This is a genomic window from Methylobacterium sp. 275MFSha3.1, assembly GCF_900108435.1.
In the GTDB taxonomy this organism is placed as follows: domain Bacteria; phylum Pseudomonadota; class Alphaproteobacteria; order Rhizobiales; family Beijerinckiaceae; genus Methylobacterium.
This window is the reverse complement of sequence record NZ_FNWP01000023.1, coordinates 25,927-40,496: the sequence shown is the minus strand read 5'-3', so window position 1 is coordinate 40,496 and position 14,570 is coordinate 25,927. Positions and strand designations below refer to the sequence as shown.

13 protein-coding genes are annotated in these 14,570 nt (G+C 73.6%); 8 read left to right on the top strand and 5 right to left on the bottom strand.

Annotation, left to right across the window (positions count from 1 at the left end; all coding sequences use genetic code 11):
- Positions 1–38 precede the first annotated feature (38 nt).
- From hemA to BLW78_RS23755, 3 genes are all read left to right on the top strand, one after another.
- Entirely contained in the window at positions 39–1,256 is a 1,218-nt protein-coding gene (gene hemA / locus BLW78_RS23765) for a 5-aminolevulinate synthase (RefSeq protein WP_020095261.1), read from the top strand.
- A gap of 183 nt (positions 1,257–1,439) precedes the next feature.
- Positions 1,440–2,456: a magnesium chelatase ATPase subunit I gene (bchI, locus tag BLW78_RS23760; RefSeq protein ID WP_042673186.1), complete on the top strand. Its 1,017-nt coding sequence runs from the start codon at positions 1,440–1,442 to the stop codon at positions 2,454–2,456.
- A gap of 318 nt (positions 2,457–2,774) precedes the next feature.
- Positions 2,775–4,463 (top strand): magnesium chelatase subunit D, encoded by a 1,689-nt coding sequence (locus tag BLW78_RS23755; protein WP_091682485.1) that lies wholly within the window; start codon positions 2,775–2,777, stop codon positions 4,461–4,463.
- Positions 4,464–4,494: 31 nt separating this feature from the next.
- Here the strand turns inward: BLW78_RS23755 and BLW78_RS31505 are convergent, their stop codons facing one another.
- The gene (locus BLW78_RS31505; protein ID WP_020095264.1) at positions 4,495–4,641 is read right to left on the bottom strand and encodes a hypothetical protein; all 147 of its coding nucleotides are present in this window, start codon (positions 4,639–4,641) and stop codon (positions 4,495–4,497) included.
- A 210-nt stretch (positions 4,642–4,851) separates the two neighbouring features.
- On the opposite strand from BLW78_RS31505, the gene bchO reads away from it, so the two are divergent.
- From bchO to BLW78_RS23730, 5 genes are all read left to right on the top strand, one after another.
- The gene (gene bchO / locus BLW78_RS23750) at positions 4,852–5,760 is read left to right on the top strand and encodes an alpha/beta fold hydrolase BchO (protein ID WP_091682484.1); all 909 of its coding nucleotides are present in this window, start codon (positions 4,852–4,854) and stop codon (positions 5,758–5,760) included.
- An 83-nt stretch (positions 5,761–5,843) separates the two neighbouring features.
- Complete coding sequence (locus BLW78_RS23745; RefSeq protein WP_091682482.1) at positions 5,844–6,629, top strand: gamma-glutamyl-gamma-aminobutyrate hydrolase family protein; 786 nt, start codon at positions 5,844–5,846, stop codon at positions 6,627–6,629.
- A 295-nt stretch (positions 6,630–6,924) separates the two neighbouring features.
- Entirely contained in the window at positions 6,925–7,677 is a 753-nt protein-coding gene (gntA, locus tag BLW78_RS23740; RefSeq protein WP_020095267.1) for a guanitoxin biosynthesis heme-dependent pre-guanitoxin N-hydroxylase GntA, read from the top strand.
- 41 nt (positions 7,678–7,718) lie between these two features.
- On the top strand, positions 7,719–8,330 hold the full coding sequence (locus tag BLW78_RS23735) for a DUF1989 domain-containing protein (RefSeq protein WP_020095268.1): 612 nt from the start codon (positions 7,719–7,721) through the stop codon (positions 8,328–8,330).
- 218 nt (positions 8,331–8,548) lie between these two features.
- Positions 8,549–10,288, top strand: a complete 1,740-nt coding sequence (locus tag BLW78_RS23730; RefSeq protein ID WP_091682480.1) for a methyl-accepting chemotaxis protein — start codon at positions 8,549–8,551, stop codon at positions 10,286–10,288.
- Positions 10,289–10,323: 35 nt separating this feature from the next.
- Here the strand turns inward: BLW78_RS23730 and BLW78_RS23725 are convergent, their stop codons facing one another.
- From BLW78_RS23725 to BLW78_RS23710, 4 genes are all read right to left on the bottom strand, one after another.
- Positions 10,324–11,412 (bottom strand): phytanoyl-CoA dioxygenase family protein, encoded by a 1,089-nt coding sequence (locus BLW78_RS23725; RefSeq protein ID WP_043713080.1) that lies wholly within the window; start codon positions 11,410–11,412, stop codon positions 10,324–10,326.
- 150 nt (positions 11,413–11,562) lie between these two features.
- On the bottom strand, positions 11,563–12,816 hold the full coding sequence (locus BLW78_RS23720) for a cytochrome P450 (RefSeq protein WP_091682479.1): 1,254 nt from the start codon (positions 12,814–12,816) through the stop codon (positions 11,563–11,565).
- 105 nt (positions 12,817–12,921) lie between these two features.
- Entirely contained in the window at positions 12,922–14,193 is a 1,272-nt protein-coding gene (locus BLW78_RS23715) for an NAD(P)/FAD-dependent oxidoreductase (protein ID WP_091682477.1), read from the bottom strand.
- The gene (locus tag BLW78_RS23710) at positions 14,193–14,438 is read right to left on the bottom strand and encodes a ferredoxin (RefSeq protein WP_020095273.1); all 246 of its coding nucleotides are present in this window, start codon (positions 14,436–14,438) and stop codon (positions 14,193–14,195) included. The genes BLW78_RS23715 and BLW78_RS23710 overlap by 1 nt, the downstream gene beginning before the upstream one ends.
- Positions 14,439–14,570: the final 132 nt, after the last annotated feature.

Genomic DNA, 14,570 nt, shown 5'->3' with positions numbered 1-14,570 from the left:
CGGGATCAACCCGCAGGATTTGTTCGGGGAGAGGCGACATGGATTACGAGACCTTCTTCGGGGCTGAGATCGCCGGGCTCCACCGCGAGGGCCGCTACCGGGTCTTCACCGACCTCGAGCGCCACGCGGGCAACTTCCCGCACGCCACCCACCACCACGCGGCGGGCACCCGGCCCGTGACGGTCTGGTGCTCCAACGACTATCTCGGCATGGGCCAGCACCCGACCGTCACGGGGGCGATGCACGAGGCGATCGACCGCTGCGGCGCGGGCGCCGGCGGCACCCGCAACATCTCGGGCACCAACCACTACCACGTGCTGCTGGAGCGCGAGCTCGCCGACCTCCACGGCAAGGAGGCGGCCCTGCTGTTCACCTCCGGCTACGTGTCGAACTGGGCGGCGCTGGGAACCCTCGCGTCGCGCCTGCCGAACTGCGCGGTCTTCTCCGATTCCGAGAACCACGCCTCGATGATCGAGGGGATCCGGTTCTCGCGGGCCGAGCGCCACATCTTCCGCCACAACGACCCGGAGGACCTGAACCGCAAGCTCGCGCTGGTCGATCCCGCCCGGCCGAAGCTGGTGGCCTTCGAGTCGGTCTACTCGATGGACGGCGACATCGCGCCGATCGCCGAGATCTGCGACGTGGCCGAGGCCCACGGGGCGCTGACCTACCTGGACGAGGTCCACGCGGTCGGCCTCTACGGCGCCCGCGGCGGCGGCATCTCGGAGCGGGACGGCGTCGCCCACCGGCTGGACGTGATCGAGGGCACGCTCGGCAAGGCCTTCGCGGTGCACGGCGGCTACATCACGGCGTCGGAAAAACTCTGCGACTTCGTGCGCAGCTTCGCGTCGGGCTTCATCTTCACGACCTCGCTGCCCCCGGCCGTCGCGGCGGGCGCGGCGGCGTCGATCCGCCATCTCAAGGAGAGCGGCGTCGAGCGGGCTCGGCATCAGGAGCGGGTGGCGAAGGTCCGGCAGGCGCTGGAGGCCGCCGACATCCCGACCATGCCGAACGACAGCCACATCGTGCCGGTGATGGTCTGCGATCCGGTGCTCTGCAAGGGGATCTCCGACACCCTGCTCGATGAGTTCGGCATCTACGTGCAGCCGATCAACTACCCGACGGTCGCCCGCGGCACCGAGCGCCTGCGGATCACCCCGTCGCCGCTGCACACCGACGCCGACATCGCCCATCTGGTCGAGGCGCTCACCACGATCTGGGGCCGGATCGGGCTCCGGCAGAAGGCGGCGGAGTAAGCGCGGGCGGGGGTTCCCTTCTCCCACCTTCGCCCTCATCCTGAGGTGCCCGCGTCAGCGGGCCTCGAAGGAGGCCTCCAGCCATCGCACGTCTTCTGGAGACCTCCTTCGAGGCCTCCGCTACGCTGCGGCACCTCAGGATGAGGGGGTGGGTTGGATGCCCCCGCAGCATCGAGTCATCGCGTGCCCACCTTCCCCTTCTCGGCCATCGTCGGCCAGGACGAGATGCGCCAGGCGCTGCTGATCGCGGCGGTGGACCCGGCGGTCGGCGGCGTGCTGGTCTTCGGCGACCGCGGCACCGGCAAGTCCACGGCGATCCGGGCGCTGGCCGCCCTGCTGCCGCCGATGCGGGCGGTGGTCGGCTGCCCGTACAATTGCGATCCCGAAAGTCCCGCAGAATCCTGTCCGCACTGCGCGAGCCTGCCGGGCGCGCGGAGAAAGTCCGAGAAAAAACCGGTGCCGGTGGTGGACCTGCCGCTGGGCGCCACCGAGGACCGGGTGGTCGGCACCCTCGACCTGGAGCGGGCGCTCGGCGCCGGCGTGAAGGCCTTCGAGCCGGGGCTGCTGGCCCGGGCCAACCGCGGCTTCCTCTACATCGACGAGGTCAACCTCCTCGAGGACCACCTCGTGGACCTCCTGCTCGACGTGGCGGCCTCCGGCGTCAACACGGTCGAGCGCGAGGGCCTGTCGCTCCGCCACCCGGCGCGGTTCGTCCTCGTCGGGTCCGGCAACCCGGAGGAGGGGGAGCTGCGGCCGCAGCTCCTCGACCGGTTCGGGCTGGCCTGCGAGGTCGCGACGCCGAGGGACATCCCCACCCGCATCGCGGTGGTGCGGGCCCGCGACGCCTACGAGCGCGACCCGGAGGGGTTCTGTGCTGCCCGTGAAGGCGAAGAGCGAAAGATTCAAAAAAGAATCCTGCTGGCACGGGAGCGCCTGCCATCGGTCACCGTGCCGGATGCCGCCCTGGAGCGCGCGGCGCGGCTCTGCCTCGCCCTCGGGACGGATGGCTTGCGCGGGGAACTGACCCTGATGCGCACGGCCCGGGCGCTCGCGGCGCTCGACGGCGCCGCGATGGTCACCGACGATCACCTCCGGCGCATCGCCCCGGCCGCCCTGCGCCACCGGCTGCGGCGCAACCCGCTCGACGAATCCGGATCCACCGCCCGGGTGGAGCGGGCGCTGGCGGAGGTCTTCGCGTGACGGCGCCGCTGCGCGCGCCCCGAGCGCGAGGGCGTTCATCGCGCGGCTCCGGCCGAGTCGGCGCGGAACGGAGCGCGGGGCCCCTCTCCCGTGCGGGCGCGGGACAGGGTGGAGGACGGGGACCGGCCGGACGAGGCGCGGCCCGAACGCGTCGCGCGCGTCTGCTCAGTCCTGGAACTCCGCATCCCGCACCCCGACCCTCTCCCGCCCGGGAGAGGGGGCCGGTCGCGCTCCGTCGCCCGCGTCGCGGTCCGATGGACGTGTCTGACCCTCGGCACCCGCTCGGAAGCGGGGCCCTGTCGCGCCCCGCTCGAGCCGATGCCTGAACATCGCCGTCCCGCAGAGCAGGGAGGGACACCGACCTGCGCCTGGGCCGATGCCCGCCTGGCCGCCCGGCTTCTCGCCGCGGACCCGCACGGGCTCGGCGGCGCGGTGCTGCGGGCCCCCGCCGGGCCCGTGCGCGAGCGCTGGCTCGACAGCGTGCGGGCGGCGCTGCCCCCGGGAACGCCCTGGCGGCGCCTGCCGCCCGGCATCGGCGACGACGGCCTGCTCGGCGGCCTGGATCTCGCCGCGACCCTGGCGGCGGGCCGCCCCGTCGCGCGGGCCGGCCTGCTGGCGGAGGCCGATGGCGGGATCGTCGTCGTCCCCATGGCCGAGCGTCTGCCTCCGGGCACCGCGTCGCGGCTCGCCGCCGCCCTCGACACCGGCACGGTCTCGGACCGCGGCGCCCGGTTCGGCCTGATCCTCCTCGACGAGGGCGTGGCGGACGAGACGGTCGCCGAGGCGCTGGCCGATCGCCTCGCCTTCCGGCTGGACCTGAGCGGGCTCGGCCTCGCGGACGCCGCGGCGGCCGAGCCGGAGCCCGCCCCGGGCGCGCCGGAGCCCGACCCGGTCGGGCGCCTCTGCGCCCTGGCCGAGGCCTTCGGGATCGCGTCGCTGCGCGGTCCGATCCTGGCGGCGCGCGTGGCGCGCGCCCTCGCGGGAGACGGGCCGATCGGCCAGGGGGCGATCGTGGCGGCCGGGCGCCTCGTCCTGGCACCGCGGGCGACGCGCCTGCCCGCACCGGAGCAGCCCGCCCCCGAGACCGCGGAGGCGCCGGCGGAGCCGCCCGAGCCGAACGACGCGGAGGAGGCGTCGGGTCCGGCCGCAGAGGCGCCCGACGACGTCGTGCTGGAGGCGGTGCGCGCCGCGATCCCGCCGAACCTCCTCGACCAGCTTCTGGCGGGCGCGCAGCGTCTCCCGGCCGCGAAGGCCGGCCGGGTCGGGCAGGCGGCCTCGGCCCGCACCGGCCGCCCCGTGGGCAGCCGGCGGGGCGACCCGCGGCGGGGACGGCTCGACCTGCTCGCCACCCTGCGGGCGGCGGCGCCCTGGCAGGCCATCCGCAGAGTAGAGGGGGAGACGCGCCGCATCGTGGTGCGGCGGGACGATCTGCGGATCCGGATCCTCAAGCAGCGGACCGAGACCACCACGGTGTTCTGCGTGGACGCCTCGGGCTCGGCCGCCCTGGAGCGGCTGGCGGAGGCCAAGGGCGCGGTCGAGCTGCTGCTGGCGGAGGCCTATGTCCGGCGGGACCGGGTGGCGCTGGTGGCGTTCCGCGGCACCGGCGCGGATCTCGTTCTGCCGCCGACCCGGTCGCTCACCCGCGCCAAGCGCGGGCTCTCGGGACTGCCGGGCGGGGGCGGGACGCCGCTCGCGGCGGGGATCGACGCCGCGGTCGCGGTGGCTCTGGGCGTGCGCCGCGGCGGCAGCCGGCCGGCGATCGTGCTGCTGACCGACGGGCGCGCCAACGTCGCGCGGTCGGGGGAGGGGGGACGGGCCCGGGCGGGCGCGGAGGCGCTGCAGGCGGCCCGAGCCCTGCGTGCGGCCGGGCTGCCGGCCCTCGTGGTCGATACCGGCACGCGGGGCGACGAGGCCCGTTCTGTGGCGGACGCGATGGGCGCCCGCTACCTGAAGCTGCCCCGGGCCGAGGCCGGTCAGCTCAGCGCGGCGGTGCGGGCGGCGCTCTGAGCGCCGCACCCGTCACCCCCGCGACAGGGTGTCAGAGGTCGCCGCCGATGCCGCTGTCGGCGAGGCGCTGGTGGTGGGCGAGCCAGGAGCTCAGCATCTCGCGGACGATGGCCTTGAGGCTCCAGCCGCCGGAGACCGGAGCGGCGATGTTCTGGGTCGAGGAGGTGAAGAGGATCATGACCTTCTCCGGAGTTGGTGGACGCGTCTTGTTCTTGCTCGCCCGAGATATGCCGTTGCTGTTGCAGCGCAGCAATCGGTCTCCGCTCACCGGTGGCATGCGGCCGCCGCATAGGATTGTTCAGTGTTACGAAATACTTCCGGCCATGAACGATAGCGCCGCCGTCGCCCCCGGATCGTCCGGCTATGCCGCAGTGCAGGATACGCGCGCATGCTGACCGGCTTCGACGCGGACCGGCCCGACTGGGCCGTGGAGGGCCGGGACTGGCCCCATCGGGAGGCCAGCCGCTTCGTGGAGGCGGCCGGCCTCCGCTGGCACGTCCAGGAATACGGGTCTCCGGACGCCCCGACGCTGCTGCTCCTGCACGGGACCGGGGCGGCCACGCATTCGTGGCGCGGGCTGGCGCCGCTCCTCGCGCGCGACTTCTCCGTGATCGCCCCGGACCTGCCGGGCCACGGCTTCACGGACCCGCTGCCCGACGCCGACCTGTCGCTGCCCGGCATGGCCCGGGCCGTGGCGGGCCTCGTTGCGGCGCTCGGCCGGCCGCCGGTCCTGGCGGCGGGCCACTCGGCCGGCGCCGCCGTCCTCGCGCGGATGTGCCTCGACGGCACCATCGCGCCCCGGCTGCTGGCGGCCTTCAACGGCGCTCTCGCGCCGCTGCCGGGGGCGGCGAACCTGCTGTTCCCCAGCATGGCGCGCCTCCTGTTCCTCAACCCCTTCACCCCCCGGATCTTCGCCTGGACGGCGGACCGGTCCGCGGCCAAGCGCCTGATCGAGGGGACCGGCTCGCGCCTCGACCCGGAGGGGGTCGACCTCTACCGGCGGCTCTTCGCCCGGGCCGGCCATGTCCGCGGGGCGCTGGGCATGATGGCGAACTGGGATCTCGCCGGGCTGCACCGGGCGCTGCCCGGCCTCGCCACCCGGACCCTGCTGATCGTCGGCGGCGACGACAAGGCCATCCTGCCGGACACCGCCTTCGCCCTGCGCGACCGCATGCCCGACGCCCGCGTCCGCCTGATCCGGGGGCTGGGCCACCTCGCCCACGAGGAGGCGCCGGAGCGCGTGGCCGAGGTGCTCCGCGCCGAGGCTTCGGACGCGGGCGTTCTGTCGCCGCCGTGAGCCGGACGGGACTGGCGCCGGCCTTGCGTGGGTCGTAGAGCCTGCCGCGGCGGGCAGGGCAGGATCGAGGAGCGGCCGGAACGATGGCGAGACCCGTGATCGGCGTCATCGGCAACGCGCGCCTGATCGACAGCCGCTTCCCGGCGCAGATCGTCGGCGAGAACAACATGCGGGCGGTCGCCGCGGTGGCCGGCGCCCTGCCGCTGATGTTCGCCGCCGTCCCGACGATCACCGACCTCGGGGACCTCCTCGACACCGTGGACGGCGTCCTGCTCACGGGGGGCCGCGCCAACGTCCATCCGGCGCGCTTCAACACCGAGCCCTGCGCGGCGCACGAGCCCTACGACGAGGATCGCGACGCCGTGGCGCTGCCCCTGATCGAGGCCTGCGTGGCGGGGGGCGTGCCGCTGTTCGGCATCTGCCGCGGCTTCCAGGAGATGAACGTCGCCTTCGGGGGCAGCCTGCACCCGGAGATCCGCGATCTGCCGGGCCGGCTCAACCACCGCATGCCGCGCCTCGCGAACGGCGAGATCCACCCGGACCTGGAATTGATCTTCGCCGACCGTCACGAGGTCCGGCTGACGCCCGGGGGCGCCTTCGCCCGCCTCCTGGAGCGCGAGACGATCCGGGTGAACTCCCTGCACGGCCAGGGCATCCTGGAGCCGGGCGGGCGGATCGTGATCGAGGGCCTCGCCGAGGATGACACGGTCGAGGCGATCCGCGTCCGCGACGCGGCGGGCTTCGCCCTGGGCGTCCAGTGGCACGCCGAGCACGATCCGGCGACCAACCCGATCAACCGCACCCTGTTCGAGGCCTTCGGGGCCGCGGCGGCGGCGCGGCACCGGGCGCGGCGGGCCGGCCGGGGATGAGCCGCTCGCGCGCTGGGACGGCCCAGTGCAGAGGCCGCGCGCGGCAGCACAGCGCCGGCACACCGCCGGCACAGGGAGTCTTTTCAGCCTTAACCTATGTTTATTCGCTGGCGCTGATCCACGGAATATTGGCCGTCCACCCGCACAGATCTTGGCCACACGCGACCGGATTCACCTTATCCCCCGGACGACCTGTCGCAGGACGGAACAGTGGCCTCCCGGTGGTGTTCCCGGAGTCCCGAACAGCGGCCGCCTCGCGTGGAGGCCGACCGCGCAGAGACCGGGCAGGCCCTGCATGCATCTCCCCCGCGACGACCGAGAGCACCCCCGTGCCGAGGCCTTCCGCGACTTCATCCGGAACCCGCCCTTCCCCTGCGTGGGCGCCAAGTCGGCCCTGTCCCGCGGGCGGATGCGGATCGTGGTGGCCCGGGACATCACCTCGGGCTGGGACGACATGCGGATCTACCCGGCGCTGCTCGCCTTCGTGGCGCAGTACCGGGCGCAGCCCGACCTGTTCCAGAGCTTCGCGGTCGTGTTCGAGGGGCCGGGCGACCTCTCGGAGGAGGCGTTCGAGCACAACCTCTGGGCGCGCGCGCAATCCCTGACCGACAAGGACGCCTGGCTCGGCCAGCCCCACGATGCCCGCGTGGCCGAGGATCCCGACAACCCCCACTTCTCCCTGAGCTTCGGCGGCGAGGCGTTCTTCGTCGTCGGGCTGCACCCGCAGGCGAGCCGGCCGGCGCGGCGCTTCTCGTCGCCGGTCCTGGTCTTCAACCTGCACGCGCAGTTCGAGCGGTTGCGGGCGGAGGGACGCTACGAGAAGCTGCGCGCCGCGATCCTGGAGCGCGACGAGGCCCTCGCCGGCAGCGTGAACCCGATGCTGGCGCGCCACGGCGAGGCCTCGGAGGCGCGCCAGTACAGCGGCCGCGCGGTCGACGCGGACTGGCGCTGCCCGATGAAGGGCCGACCGGCGCCGGCCCCGGAGGCCCGGGACTGGAACCCGCCGGCCCTGCCCTTCGATTGCGGGCTGCCGGGCAGCGGCGCCTGAGCCGGTCGGATCCGGTCCCCAGTACGGAGCGAGCCACCCCCATGTGCCAACCCACCCTGTGCCAGGCCGACGTGCAGACGATCGCGCCGCGCTCCGGCGTCGCCTTCACGCTCGACCGGGGCCAGCGCCTCACGGTGATCGACCCGTGCGGGGAGCAGGTGGCCGACCTCCTCGCCTTCAACCGCCACGATACGGGAGAGGTGATCTCGTCGGGCCGGACCCTCGACTACGCCAGCCGGATCTACCTCACCACCGGCGACCCGCTCTACTCGAACCGCTCGAAGATCCTGCTGCGGATCCTCGAGGATACGGTCGGCCGGCACGATTTCCTGCTGACGCCGTGCTCGGCCGACACGTTCCGCATCATCTACGGCGACGCGAACCCGCATCGCGGCTGCTTCGGCAACCTCGCGGCGGCGCTCGCCCCCTACGGTATCGCGCCGGACGCGATCCCGGTGGCGTTCAACTGCTTCATGAACGTGCCGATCGACGGCGCGACCGGGGCGCTCACCGTGGCGCCGCCCCTCAGCCGGGCGGGGGACCGGATCGTGTTCGTGGCCGAGACCGACCTGATCATCGGGCTCACCGCCTGCTCGGCCCTGCAGTCGAACAACGGCAGCTTCAAGCCGATCCACTACAGCGTGAGCGCCTAGCTGCGGGCCCTCAAAGGCCCCGGCCCGATCCGGATATTGATCCATGTAAAGCTGTAGACTGTATCGCATTCGATGACTTGACATCGATATTCGCCCACTGACTGCCGGCGAACGGCCGCAGGTCTTTGCGATTTACTAACCCGAATGCACGAGGTTGAGGCCGTACGGCGCCCACGGCGAGTCCCCGCCGGCCGCAGGCCCCCTCTTCCGGTGCTCGGATGACCCCCACGCAGACCAGCCGCCCGCCCGCCGACCGTGCCGCGCCGTGGCAGCGCCTCGCCGATCTCCGGCTTCGCCACAAGCTCGCGGCCGTGATGGCCCTGGTGCTCCTGGCCATCGGCGCCCTCAGCGCCCTGAGCTTCCTCGACATGCGCGGCTCGGCGCTCGAGGACCGCGCGCTGATGACCAAGCGCCTGACCGAGGTCGCGCAGAGCCTGCTCGTCCACTACGAGGCGCAGGCCCGGACAGGCCAGATGCCCGTCGCCGACGCGCAGAAGGCCGCGCTCGCGGCGATCACCGCCCTGCGCTTCGGCAGCGAGGACTACTTCTTCGTCCTCGACGACCGGGGCCACCTGATCGCCAACGCCTTCAACGCCAAGAACGTCGGCAAACAGGTGGTGGACCAGACCGACGTCCCCGGTGGCAAGCGCTACTTCGCCGAGATGGTCGAGACCGCCAAGCGCGACGGCTCCGGCTTCGTCGACTACATGAAGCCGCGCCCCGGCGGGTCCGTGCCGGTGGAGAAGGTCGCGAGCGTGCAGATGTTCAAGCCGTGGGGCTGGATCGTCGCCACCGGCCTGTACCGGGACGACGTCCACGCGGCCGTGCGCGACCGCGCGATCACCATCGGCCTCTGGTCCGCCGGCCTCGCCCTGCCGATCCTGGCGCTGCTCCTGCTCGTGGGCAACGGCCTGTCCCGCCCGATCACCCGGCTGACCGCGGCGATGCGCGGCCTCGCGGACGGCGACCTCGCGGTGACGGTCGCCGACCAGCGCCGCGGCGACGAGGTCGGCGCCATGGCGCGCGCCGTCCAGGTGTTCAAGGACGCCCTGATCGCCAAGCGCGACGCCGACGCGGCCGCCGTCGCGGAGAACGACGCGAAGATGCGCCGCGCCCAGATGCTCGACACGGTCACCGCCCGGTTCGACGCGCAGGTCAGCGCGCTGACGCAGGGCCTGTCGGCGGCCGCGGTGGAGATGGAGGCCACGGCCCGGGAGATGACGCGCACCGCCGCGCGGACCACCGACCAGTCGGTGCGCGTCGCCGCGACCTCCGAGCAGACCTCCAGCAACGTGCAGACCGTGGCGGCGGCGAGCGAGGAGATGGCGGCCTCGATCAACGAGATCGCGTCCCGCGTCGCCCAGTCTTCCGCGATGGCCGACCGGGCCGGCACGGACGTGGCCCAGACCAACGCCCTGATGCAGGTGCTCGCCCGCGGCACGGACCAGATCAGCGAGGTGATGGGCCTGATCGCCGGGATCGCCGGGCAGACCAACCTGCTGGCCCTCAACGCCACCATCGAGGCCGCGCGCGCCGGCGAGGCCGGCAAGGGCTTCGCCGTGGTGGCGGGCGAGGTGAAGGCGCTGGCCTCGCAGACGGCCCGGGCGACCGAGACCATCGCGACGCAGATCGCCGCCATCCAGAACGAGACCCGCCAGGCGGTCGAGTCGATGCGGACGATCGGCGGCACGATCGACGAGATGCGCACGGTGGCGCTCAGCGTGGCCGCCGCCATGGAGGAGCAGGGCGCGGCGACGAGCGAGATCGTCCGCAACGTCACACAGGCGGCGCAGGGCACCCAGGCGGTGAGCACCGACATCGCCGACGTCCGGCAGGCGGCCCGCGAGACCGGCGCGGCCTCCGACCAGGTGCTCAGCGCCGCGCAGGAGCTGGCCCGCTACTCGACGAGCCTCGGCCAGGAGGTCACGACCTTCCTGGCCGCCGTGAAGGCCGCCTGAGGGCGGGGTCGCCGGACCGCCCGGCGACCCCGCCCTTACAGGCTGATCCGCTCGCGCACCGCGATGTCGGGGCTCGACGCGCCGCAGGTCGGCAGGCTCTCGACGGGGCCGTGCACCGCCGACGTCGTCGCCGAGAGGTCGTGGTAGCAGATGCAGCCTTCCGCGAAGTAGTGGTGCACCAGGGCCTTGCGGGAGCGCTGCATGTCGGCCCGCGCGGAACCGCCGTGCAGCAGGTTCGCGTGCCAGAACAGCACGTCGCCCTTGCGCGCCGTGAAGTAGGCCGGCGTCGCCCCGTGCTCCCGGATCTCCTGCTTGATCGCCGGTTCGTAGCGCTCGGAATAGGCACCGTAGCCGCGCTCGCGGAACTCGTCCGTGGTGATGCCGACGTCGTGGCTGAACAGGTACGGCAGGCGGTGGGTGCCGGGATAGTAGACCAGCGGCCCCGCATCCGCGTGGATGTCCTCCATGGCGACCCAGCAGGCGGCCAGGTAGCCGAGCGGGTAGGTCGTCATGTGGATCGAGTCCGAGTGCTCGGATTGCTGGCTGCCCTTGTGGGACGCGATGGTCTGGAACGGGATCGCGGGGCGGCCCAGCACCATGCTGCTGAAGTTCATCAGCACGGGGTGCTTCAGCAGCCGGTCGATCGCCTCGACCTTCAGGTGCGGGTTGAGGTAGCGGCCCGGATGGGGATCGTCCGGCGCCGCCTTCTCGGGGGCGAGGGTCAGGTCGCCGCCGGCGATCGCGGCCTCGTAGGCGGCCCAGACCTCGTCGATCGTGTCGGGATCGATCGCGCCGCGCAGGACGTAGTAGCCGTGCTCCACCCAGGACCGGCAGATCTCGGCCTGCCGGGGCGTGATCTCCCGGCGCGCGACGCGGCGCGCGACGATGTCGAGGGCGTCGGGCTGGTCGAGCCAGGGGCTCGGCCCGGATTCCGGGAAGCTCTCGGCCCGGAACACCTTGATGCAGCCGATATCGACCGGGATGTCGGCGTCGACCGTGTGGGACGGCGCGGGCGGCAGGTGGGGCGCGAGGGGCGGGACGTCGTCGCGCCCGAGGGCGAGGTTGCGCACCGTGGTCCCCACCGTGCGCGCCAGCGATGCAGCGCGCGCAAACCCCTGAGCCATCGTCTCAACCCGCCGGTTCCGTCTCCAGCGTAACCAGGCCGGACGATCGCGACTTTAGCGAGGCAAACAACTTTACGGCGACGGACTTTCGTCTTCGTCGCGTCGGCGGTCTCATCGATGCTCGGGTTGGCCGTCCGGTCCGCCCGCGGCTCAGGCGATCCCGTCGATCGCCACCCGCAGGTGCTCCGGGCCGCGCAGGGCGGCGCCCGGCCGGTAGGGTGGCGGGTCCTCGACCAGGCGCGGCGCCTTCAGCCGGCGGGCGAGGGCGGTGAGCGCCGCCTCGGCCTCGAACCGGGCCAGCGGCGCGCCCACGCAGTAGTGCAGGCCGCCGCCGAAGCCGAGATGGCGGGTCCCGCTGCGGTCCGGGTCGAACCGGTCGGGATCGGGGAAGACGGCCGCGTCGCGGTTGCCGGAGGCCAGCAGCAGCACGAGATCGGCCCCCTCGGGGATCGTGACACCGGCGATGTCGATGGGCGACAGCGTCCGCCGCGTCCGGAACTGCACCGGCGGCTCGTAGCGGAGCAGTTCCTCGATCAGCCGCGGGGCCCGGAGCGGGTCCTGACGCAGGCGCTCCAGCTCGTCCGGATGCCGCAGCAGGGTCAGCAGGCCGTTGGTGATCAGGTTCACGGTGGTCTCGTGCCCGGCGACCAGCATCAGGATCGAGGTGGCGATCAGGTCGTAATCGCCCATCTTCACGCCGGCCGGGGTGGCGTGGTTGGCGAGGCCCGACAGCATGTCGTCCTGCGGGTGCCTGCGCTTCTCCCTGATCAGGTCGCCCATGTAGCCGCCGATCGCGTCGAAGGTCCGGCTGTTCGCGGCGCGGATCTCGGGGTCGGACAGGCTGTCGGGCTCCAGCGCGGTGGCGAGCTGCGTCGCCCAGCCGTGGAATTTCGGCTCGTCCTCCCGGGGCACGCCGAACAGCTCGCAGATCACCGTCACGGGCAGCGGGTAGGCGAGGTCGTCGACCGCGTCGATCTCCCGGGCACCGCACTTCTCGTTGAGCAGGTCGGCCACCAGCCGGTCGGAGCGGGCGCGCATCGCCTGGACGCGCTCGCGGGAGAACTGGTGCATCACCGCCGAGCGCAGGGCGTCGTGGTCCGGCGGATCGCGGAAGATGAAGACCCGGTGCCGGTCCATCATCCAGTCCTTGAGCGGCTTGACGATCAGGTCGGTGAGGGGGTTGCCGGTGCGCGGCCGGTCGGCCGGGGGCAGGGTCTCGGAGCTGACCCGCGGGTCCTGCAGCAGGCGCGCGATGGTGCCGTGGGTCGCCGCCACCCAGGTGCCCGCCTCGGTGCCGTCGTCCTGGCGCGAGACGGGATTCTCCCGCAGCTTCGCGTAGACCGGGTAGGGGTTCGGCCGGTTGGCGAAGTCCTTGACTTGGTCGAGGAGGGTGGCGTCGGGCATGCGGTCTCCTTCACGCATCGACCCGGATGGCGGCCACCGGCCCTCGGGAAAGATGCTGCAACGACAAAGGCTTCGCCCGATGGGCCGGTTCCGTTTCCCGACGCGTTACGGAAAGCCCGGCTCGTGGACCGTGACGCGCTTCGGCCGGTCGGTCGCGGCGTCCTCGGGCGGGAACGGCGCGCGAGCCTCCACGAGCTCGGCATGGGCCGGCAGCCAGCGGGCGGAATCCACCGCGACCGCCGCGATGCAGCGCCCGTCGCGGCCGTAGGTGGCGACGAAGCGGCCGGCCGCCGGATCGCCCTGTGTGATCGCCACCGCGTCGGCGCCCTCGGTCAGGCCGACGGATTTCACCACGAGGTCGCCCTGCGTCGACCAGAAGGTCGGCAGGGCGCCGTAAGGGACTTCAGGCTCCGCGCCGGCGAGCAGACGGCCGGCATGGACGCCCTGCGCCACCGCGTGGCTCCAGTGCTCCAGGGCGACGCGCCGGCCGTCGTAGAGGGGGTGGGGAAAGCGCGCCACGTCGCCGGCGGCGGCGATGTGCGGGTCGGGCCGGCCCTCGGTATCGAGGACGTGGCCGCGCGCGTCGCAATCGACCCCGCCCGGATCCGCCGACAGGCCGGACCCGTCGAGCCACTCGGTGTTGCGCACGGCCCCCAGGGCGATGACGGCGACGTCGGCCGCGAGGCTGCTGCCGTCGACCAAGTGGGCGCGCACCAGCCGGCCGTCCCGACCCTCCAGCCACTCGACCTCGCGGCCGCAGCGCAGCGCGACCCCGTGGCCCTCGTGGATCGCGCCGATGAACGCCCCGACGGTGCTGCCGAGGATGCGGGCCAGCGGCGTCGGGCCGGGCTCGACCAGGGTGACCGGCAAGTCGAGCTGCCGGCACAGGCTCGCGACCTCGCAGCCGATGAAGCCGGCGCCGATCACCAGCACGTGGTTGGGGCCGGCGGCCAGCGCCCGCCGCAGGGCGGCGGCGTCGTCCCGCCCGCGCAGGGTGAAGACGCCGGCGAGGCGGCCCTCGTGCGGGTTCGCCCAGGGCCGGGCGCGGGTGCCGGTGGCGATGAGCAGGCGGTCGTAGGGGAGGATCCGCCCGTCCGCGAGGCCGACCGTGCGCGCCTGCCGGTCGAGGCGCCGCGCCGCGCTGCCGAGCTGCCACTCCGCCGCGAGGGCGCCGACCCCCGGCAGGGTCGTGGCCTCCGCGGGGATCGCGCCGGTGAGGACGTGCTTCGAGAGCGGCGGCCGGTCGTAGGGCCGGTGCGGCTCGTCGCCGACGATCGTCAGCGGGCCGGAGAAGCCCGCTTCGCGCAGGGCCTCGGCCCCGCGCAGGGCCGCGAGGCCGGCGCCGACGATCAGGACGCGCTCGGAATCGCGCGCCATCAGGCGCCCCGCTCCGGATCCTCGACCCGGATCGCCTGGACCGGGCAGGCGACGCGCGCCCGCTCGATGTCGTCCCGGTCCCGCGCGGCGGGGGCGGGATCGTAGAACAGGGCCTCGTGCCCCTCGATGCGGAAGTGCCGCGGCGCCGCGTAGCAGCACTGGGCATAGGCCTGGCACAGGTTGAGATCGACGCTCACCCGCAGGCCGGGCGGGGGGCCGGAGGACGCATCGGCAGGGGCGGACATGGCGGGGCAACCGCGCGCGGCGCCGCGGGTTCCGCGGGCTCTCGTCGCGGGGGACGTCGCGGGGGACGTCGCGGGGGACGGCGCGGGGGACGGCGCGGGGCACGTCGCGCGCCGTACCCCGCGACCGGTCGT

Bases quoted from the DNA above. Each gene is read 5' to 3' on its own strand.
- BLW78_RS23755 (WP_091682485.1), top strand. From the start codon at position 2,775: ATGCCTGAACATCGCCGTCCCGCAGAGCAGGGAGGGACACCGACCTGC.
- BLW78_RS31505 (WP_020095264.1), bottom strand. From the start codon at position 4,641: ATGATCCTCTTCACCTCCTCGACCCAGAACATCGCCGCTCCGGTCTCC.
- BLW78_RS23745 (WP_091682482.1), top strand. From the start codon at position 5,844: ATGGCGAGACCCGTGATCGGCGTCATCGGCAACGCGCGCCTGATCGAC.
- BLW78_RS23710 (WP_020095273.1), bottom strand. From the start codon at position 14,438: ATGTCCGCCCCTGCCGATGCGTCCTCCGGCCCCCCGCCCGGCCTGCGG.
- BLW78_RS23730 (WP_091682480.1), top strand. From the start codon at position 8,549: ATGACCCCCACGCAGACCAGCCGCCCGCCCGCCGACCGTGCCGCGCCG.
- BLW78_RS23715 (WP_091682477.1), bottom strand. From the start codon at position 14,193: ATGGCGCGCGATTCCGAGCGCGTCCTGATCGTCGGCGCCGGCCTCGCG.
- BLW78_RS23725 (WP_043713080.1), bottom strand. From the start codon at position 11,412: ATGGCTCAGGGGTTTGCGCGCGCTGCATCGCTGGCGCGCACGGTGGGG.
- bchO (WP_091682484.1), top strand. From the start codon at position 4,852: ATGCTGACCGGCTTCGACGCGGACCGGCCCGACTGGGCCGTGGAGGGC.
- BLW78_RS23720 (WP_091682479.1), bottom strand. From the start codon at position 12,816: ATGCCCGACGCCACCCTCCTCGACCAAGTCAAGGACTTCGCCAACCGG.
- BLW78_RS23735 (WP_020095268.1), top strand. From the start codon at position 7,719: ATGTGCCAACCCACCCTGTGCCAGGCCGACGTGCAGACGATCGCGCCG.
- gntA (WP_020095267.1), top strand. From the start codon at position 6,925: ATGCATCTCCCCCGCGACGACCGAGAGCACCCCCGTGCCGAGGCCTTC.
- hemA (WP_020095261.1), top strand. From the start codon at position 39: ATGGATTACGAGACCTTCTTCGGGGCTGAGATCGCCGGGCTCCACCGC.